The organism is Aquirufa sp. (assembly GCF_044377215.1).
Classification (GTDB): Bacteria; Bacteroidota; Bacteroidia; order Cytophagales; family Spirosomataceae; genus Aquirufa.
Genome location: NZ_JBILJM010000054.1, coordinates 1 through 6,672 on the forward strand (window position 1 = coordinate 1; position 6,672 = coordinate 6,672).

Below are 6,672 nucleotides of genomic sequence, written 5' to 3' on the forward strand. Positions count from 1 at the left end.
TATCCAATCCTAAATGCTTTAGAACGCTGGTCGTTTTATGAGCGTTTGTCGCCCGCTGAATGTGCTTCAAAATTAAATCAAGTATATGGTGCGCAGTTTGAGGTGACCAAATTAGATGAATTTGCTCATCGATTCTTTCGTTTATGGGCTAGAAATCAATGGAAACGGGAGCGTTACGCCCCAGGTTTCCATGTGGATGATTACAGCCTTGATCCGAAATCATGGTTGCGTTTCCCGATTTTATCGGCTGGACTTGAAAAAGATTTACCTGCATGCATTTAGTAGTTGACATAGGAAATACAGACATCGTCTGTGGATTTTACACCGAAACGGAGTGGAAAGTGATTTTGCGTACCCCTACGCATCAGCCTTGGAGTGCGATTCGGATGGAGCATTGGATTCAGAAGGAGCTCACCGACAAAGGTTTCCCGGATCGTACGGTTGATTCCATTTTAATCAGTTCGGTGGTGCCGTCGGTGTTGACGCAAATCCAAAAAGGCCTAGAGCATTGGGTAAACTATCCCGTGAAGGTGATGGGGCCTAAATTATATGCCACATTGCCTATTGAAGTGATTAGCCCGGATGAGATAGGCGCTGATTTAGTTGCGAATTCAGTCTATGCGCACACAAATTATTCCTCCTCCGATGTGTTAATTGTTGATTTTGGAACTGCTTTAACGTTTACCTTAGTAGATGCGCAAGGGAAAATGCAGGGTGTTTCGATTGCTCCTGGATTAAAAACAGCCGTTAAATCCTTGTTTTCTGAGACAGCGCAATTGCCTGAAGTACCTTTAGAAATGCCAAATTCTGCCTTAGGTCATGATACCGTTTCTGCCATTCAATCAGGTATTTTATGGGGGTATGTGGGCATGGTTAAGGAAATGATTTCACGTGTAAAAGAGGAACGAGGACAGGGCGTTAAGGTTATTGCTACGGGAGGATTATCATCGATTTTAACCCCTTTAGAAGCTTATTTCGACGAAGTAAATAAATTGATCACGTTAGAAGGTTTGCGCATCGTCGCACAGCAATAATATGTCTACACCGCGCGAAGAGGGATTTTATTTTCCAGCTGAATGGCATCCACATGTAGCTACTTGGATCACATTTCCACATAATGATCATTCCTGGCAAGGGGATAAATTGGGTAACATGTATCCTGAGTATTTTGATTTAATCCGTGTGATTTCAACGGGTGAGTTGGTGAATATTCAGGTGAATGATTCGACTTTAGCTTCATTTATTCAAAGTCAATTGCCAATTTATGGGATTGATCCTGAACAGATTCGATTACATATTCGTCCCACGAATGATGCGTGGTGCCGAGATCATGGACCAGCATTTTTGGTTCATCATTCAAGCGATGCGCGCATGATTATTGATTGGGAATACAATGCGTGGGGTGGGAAATATCCTCCTTTTGGCGATGATAATGCCTCCCCGAAAGCCATTGCGCAATCGCTAGGTTTGCGCGTTAAAAGTCCAGGTATTGTCATGGAAGGTGGTTCTGTTGATTTTAATGGGGCTGGAACCGTATTGACTTCCCGTTCTTGTTTACTGAATCCAAACCGCAATCCGCATTTGAGTCAAGCGGAAATTGAACAATATCTTTGTGATTTTTATGGGGTCCAACAAGTCTTATGGGTGTCGGATGGAATTGTTGGGGATGACACGGATGGACATATTGATGATACGGTTCGTTTTGTTAATTCGAACACGGTGATTGCGATGGTGGAACCACGGGTGGACGACGAAAACCATGCTGTTTTGGCTCAAAACCTAGCTGAATTAAAGGAAATGCGTTTATTGGATGGCGAGCCATTGCATATTGTTGAAATACCGATGCCGGATCCGGTGGTAATCGATGATTTTCGGGCGCCGGGTTCGTATGCCAATTTCTACATTTGCAATGCAGGGGTAATCGTACCTACGTTTGATTGTCGGCAAGATACTTTTGCCTTGGAGACATTGACACAATTATTTCCAGATCGTACCGTTATTGGTCTTTCGGCTAAACATATTATTTGGGGGCAGGGTAGTTTTCATTGCTTAACTCAGCAAGAACCTCAAGCGAACGCATGCGTTTAATTCTCGTACTTTTATCGGTTGTTTTTCTTTGGTCTTGCGCTAAAATTGTAACACAATTACCTGTAAATCAAGCAATTGGTGTACCAATTCAGCCTGTCGCAAAGGAGGTTAAACTTAACTTAAAATCAATTACGGCGCATGATTTACAAGAAAATATCACCTTGCGCGATGAGTTAATGGTGCAAATAGCGATCGTCAGAATTGTGGGAGAGACGGTATTTCCTGAAAGATCGAAATGGGTTTATGTGGGTTCTGTGGCGCAGGGCCAACAAATATCTTTGGATACTGTCCAATTAAAATCAGTAGTAATTCGTCCGGGTGAGCGCGTGGGTGTTCAAGTTTCCCTCTGGGAATTAGATGATTATTCAAAAGATCAGGCATTTGTTCACCAATTAAACCAAGTTAGTGGTTTGGTTCAAATTCCAATTACCTTGATGGAATGGAGCAGTTTTTCCAATCCCTTGAGTTGGTTTATTTGGGGTGCCCGTCTTGGATCCGTGGGATTAGATTGGTGGGCAAAACGAGATGTAAAGGATTTGTTAGGTGTTTCGGAGGTGCAATGGGATTATTCAACTATGAACAAAGGGAACTCGGTACGTTTCAAACGGGGCACTTGGAAAGGCGGTAAGCGTGGTTTTGGGGCGTATCAATATGGATTTGCGTATGAGATTCGTGTGAATGATTCGCTCCGTTAGCTCTATTTATTGGTTAAATATGCGTAATTTTGTTGCCTTGAAAATTGGTTTGTCAAGACGTGTAATAATAAATATGATTCGAGGTATTATCTTCTTTTTATTGGTTTCCTTAACTGCGGTTGGTCAGGTCGAATTCCCCATCACCCTGGGTTCGAAGAAGATTTCATCTAAATCGTTTGTGAATGATTACCGAAAGCTGCTTGAAAGCGATAGCATCAAAGCGGATAATAAACAGAAGTTTTTGTCGGACTACATCGATTATCAACTTAAGTTGGTGGCCGCCGAGGAAGCAAAAATTGCCAATACACCTGGTTTTCAAGATGAGTATCAAAGTTTTCGAAAAGAATTAGCGAGTCCATATTTGATCGACAATGAAAAAACGGAAACCTTAGTTCGAGAGGCTTATTCCCGTTTGAAATTTGAAAAGCAGATTGCACATATTCTGGTCAAAGTTCCATCGAACCCATCTGCTGCGGACACTTTATTAGCTTATCAGAAAATTAACAATATTCGTACGAAGCTATTGGCTGGCGAAGCTTTTGATGCGTTAGCAAAGAAATTTTCAGAGGATGATTTGTCGGCTCTCAAGGGTGGATCACTTGGTTTTGTGACGAGTCTACAATTGCAATATGCCTTAGAAAATGCGGTATATGGGTTGGAGGTAGGTGGTGTATCGCCTATTGTTCGTACGGAAACGGGATATCATCTTGTCAAAGTAAATGCGATTCGCCCGAATCAGGGCAAAATCCGGTTGGCACATATCTTAGTTTCAATTCCTGTCAATGCGGCTACAAATTTGCAAGTTGAAGCAAAGAATCGGATTGAGCAGGTCCAGAAATATTTAGAGAAGGGTGATGATTCGTTTGAATTAATTTGTAAGAATTATTCGGAGGATCCGTATTCCAAGGGTCGCGGTGGCGAGTTGCGCCGGTGGTATTATTCGTCGGACTTGAGTGAGGAATTGCAGAATCAATTGTTTTCGATCCAGCGACTAGGTGATGTTACGATTCCAATTCGAACAAATTTAGGTTGGCAAATTTTCAAATTATTAGACAAAAAGCCTTTATTGAGTTATGAGGAAATGGCGGAATATATTCGTCAAAAAGTCATGACTGATCCGGAGCGTATTGCGATGATTCGTCGGTCCTTTATGACGCGTGTGCGGACGGAAAACCAGGTGGTCATTGTAGAGGCAGCGAAAAAGATAGCTTTGGAGCGTTTTGCACAGGATCGGGTAGGGGATGAATATTATTTAAAAATGCCTTTGGTGCAGATTGGGCAAAAGAGTTGGACCGTTCAAGATTTTTATACATTTATCATAGCTCAACAAAAAAGAAAGTTGAAGGCTTTGGGTTATTTGCCATCTGTACCTGAGCTTGTGTATTTAGAAGAATTTGTGGATAATCACACCATGACGGTTGAGGAGCAACATTTGGAGACAAAATATCCAGCATTTCAGGAGCAAATGAAGGAATTTTATGAGGGTTCTATGTTCAGTAAAATTGTAGAGCGCGAGATTTACGAGCCATCTTTAGATTCGTTGAATCAGCAAAAATACTTCATGGTGCATGCTCCGGAATATACATTACCTGTACGCGCGCAGGCTAAAATTGTTAGTGCAGATACTCCAAAGACCTTAGCGGATGCTTTAGATTTAGTGAAACAGGCGCCATATTTGATGAATAAACGATTGCCAGATGTTACTTTTGGGCTCGGAAAAGTAGAGATTTCGGATGGTATGAATAAGATTCAGCAGGAGTTATTTTTATTGTTGGCGAAGAATCGGGATTATATTGTCGAGATTTCAGGGCATCAGGATGCGAGTGAGTCAGATTCGTTATCGGATGCGCGCGTAAATGTGTTGGTTAAATACTTGATGAAAAAGGGTATTGCTTCGACTCGGATTATTGAGAAAATGGAGGGTAGTTTAAAGCCTTTATCAAAAACGGATAGGGTTAAAAATGCGCGCGTTTCGTTTCGGTTTTTTTCGCAATCAATGGAAGATGTCGTGAAGCGGTTTAATGCTGTAAAACCTATGACATTGGTGGCTGAGGAAGGGATGTATGTGAAGGGCCAACAGCCATTATTGGATTCGATGCCGTGGGAGGTGAGTAAAAAAACGTTGGAGGTAGAAGGCCGGCAGGTTTATATTGAAATTAGTCGGATAGAACCGGAACGTTTGAAGCGTTTTGACGAGTCGCGGAGTTCGGTGATTCGTGGGCTACAAGCGCAGTTAGAGCGTGATTGGTTGGCGGCTTTGAAGCAAAAATTCCCCGTTCAGCTAGATATGGAGGAGTTGAATCGTTTGATGAATTAAGTAAATATAAAAGATATGAAATTGAGAAGTTTAGTATGTTGTTTGGGTTTATTGGCTTTAGCGCAAATTTCTTTTGCGCAGGAGGTTACGGAACGGGGCCCGGTTTTGGATAAAATCATTGGCAAAGTAGACAATTACTACATTTTGCGTTCGGAGGTGGAACAGCAGTATGCGCAATACCAAACGAGTGGTCAGGCGAATACCCCCAATCGTTGCCAAATTTTGGAAGGTTTGGTTGTCAATAAATTAATGTTGGCCAAAGCTGAAATTGACTCAGTGATCGTGGATGATAAGCGAATTGAGATAGAGATGAACACGCGAATGGAGCAAATGGAGCAGCAATATGGTTCTGCAAAAAATATTGTTGAGGCTTTTGGTAAGCCAATTGTAACCTTGAAGGAAGATTTACGGATCTCCTTAAAGGAGCAATTGACAGGTCGTAAAATGCAAGAAAAGATCACGGATGATGTTCGGATTACGCCAAAAGAGGTAGAGAAGTTTTTTAAGCGTATCCCTTCGGATTCGTTGCCTTATTTGCCTTCAGAGGTAGAGATTGGTCATATTGTTCGATTAGCGCAGCCAAATAAATTTCAAAAGGATGAATTGGTGGGTAAATTATTGGATTACAAAAAGCGCGTGGAGAAAGGGGAGGCCTTCGAGGAATTGGCCAAATTATATTCGGAAGACTTAGGAAGTGGTAAGCGAGGGGGTGATTTAGGTTTTTCAAAACGTGGTCAGATGGTTGCTCCTTTTGAGGCGGCAGCCTTGAAGTTGAAACCCAATCAAATGTCGGATGTGGTAGAAAGTGAATTTGGTTTTCACTTGATTCAATTATTAGCTATTCGTGGACAGGAATATCAAGCGCGTCATATTTTGTTGCGTCCGGATTATCAAAAATTAGATGTGACGGAGCCAACTCGTTTTCTGGATAGTTTGCGCATTCTGATTCAACGTGATTCAATTTCGTTTGATAAAGCGGCTCGTAGTGTGTCCGAAGATAAGTTGACACAAGACGCTGGCGGACTTTTAATTGACATGGCTTCTCGCTCTACGCGCATGCCGTTTGATGGAACGATGGAACCTGGTTTGTATTTCTCAATTGATTCAATGTCGGTGGGCACCATTTCTAAGCCAATTCCTTACCGAACAGAAGATGGCCGCAGTGCTATGCGTGTTTTGTATTTTAAGGCGAAGTATCCGCCGCATTTTGCCAACTTAACGGATGATTATCAAAAAATTTCAGGCATTGCGTTAACGCAAAAGAAGAATGATGTCATTGAAAAGTGGTTTGTTAAAGCCAAAGATGATGTCTTTATTTTCATCGATGACGAGTACAAGGATTGTAAGGTGCTGGAGGGGAGCGTTATAGAGAGGTAAGAGGTTAGAGAGTAGAGACGCGATACTTCGCGTCTATTTTTTTTTGTAAATAGAAAAGACGCGAAGTATGAGGTGCACCCATTTTATTGGACAAAATTAAACAATAGATTTGACATAATGAGCTCGGTATCCCACTGGGCTCATTCCATTTAGATTCATTTTTATTCGTTCATGATTATAGTATTTAAGGTAGCT

At 41.8% G+C, this 6,672-nt stretch carries 6 protein-coding genes and 1 pseudogene; 6 read left to right on the forward strand and 1 reads right to left on the reverse strand.

What is annotated here, in order from left to right:
• The 6 genes and pseudogenes from ACIQ6T_RS11050 to ACIQ6T_RS11075 all read left to right on the forward strand — a co-directional run.
• Positions 1 to 282: pseudogene (locus ACIQ6T_RS11050) on the forward strand (NAD+ synthetase); the annotation flags it as partial.
• Positions 273 to 1,034 (forward strand): type III pantothenate kinase, encoded by a 762-nt coding sequence (locus tag ACIQ6T_RS11055; RefSeq protein ID WP_395786362.1) that lies wholly within the window; start codon positions 273 to 275, stop codon positions 1,032 to 1,034. The pseudogene ACIQ6T_RS11050 and the gene ACIQ6T_RS11055, both read left to right, overlap by 10 nt.
• A gap of 1 nt (position 1,035) precedes the next feature.
• Positions 1,036 to 2,088, forward strand: a complete 1,053-nt coding sequence (locus tag ACIQ6T_RS11060; RefSeq protein WP_395786364.1) for an agmatine/peptidylarginine deiminase — start codon at positions 1,036 to 1,038, stop codon at positions 2,086 to 2,088.
• Entirely contained in the window at positions 2,079 to 2,783 is a 705-nt protein-coding gene (locus ACIQ6T_RS11065; protein ID WP_395786366.1) for a hypothetical protein, read from the forward strand. The genes ACIQ6T_RS11060 and ACIQ6T_RS11065 overlap by 10 nt, the downstream gene beginning before the upstream one ends.
• Positions 2,784 to 2,802: 19 nt before the next feature.
• A complete protein-coding gene (locus ACIQ6T_RS11070; protein WP_395786368.1) occupies positions 2,803 to 5,100 on the forward strand; it encodes a peptidylprolyl isomerase in 2,298 nt (765 codons plus the stop codon).
• A gap of 15 nt (positions 5,101 to 5,115) precedes the next feature.
• Positions 5,116 to 6,477: a peptidylprolyl isomerase gene (locus tag ACIQ6T_RS11075; protein WP_395786370.1), complete on the forward strand. Its 1,362-nt coding sequence runs from the start codon at positions 5,116 to 5,118 to the stop codon at positions 6,475 to 6,477.
• A gap of 96 nt (positions 6,478 to 6,573) precedes the next feature.
• On the opposite strand, the gene ACIQ6T_RS11080 is transcribed toward ACIQ6T_RS11075, so the two are convergent.
• Positions 6,574 to 6,672, reverse strand: a 99-nt coding sequence (locus tag ACIQ6T_RS11080) for an IS3 family transposase (RefSeq protein WP_395785517.1), incomplete at its 5' end; no start/stop codon positions are given.

Coding starts and splice junctions, on each gene's coding strand:
- ACIQ6T_RS11055 (WP_395786362.1), top strand. CDS start 273: ATGCATTTAGTAGTTGACATAGGAAATACAGACATCGTCTGTGGATTT.
- ACIQ6T_RS11060 (WP_395786364.1), top strand. CDS start 1,036: ATGTCTACACCGCGCGAAGAGGGATTTTATTTTCCAGCTGAATGGCAT.
- ACIQ6T_RS11065 (WP_395786366.1), top strand. CDS start 2,079: ATGCGTTTAATTCTCGTACTTTTATCGGTTGTTTTTCTTTGGTCTTGC.
- ACIQ6T_RS11070 (WP_395786368.1), top strand. CDS start 2,803: ATGCGTAATTTTGTTGCCTTGAAAATTGGTTTGTCAAGACGTGTAATA.
- ACIQ6T_RS11075 (WP_395786370.1), top strand. CDS start 5,116: ATGAAATTGAGAAGTTTAGTATGTTGTTTGGGTTTATTGGCTTTAGCG.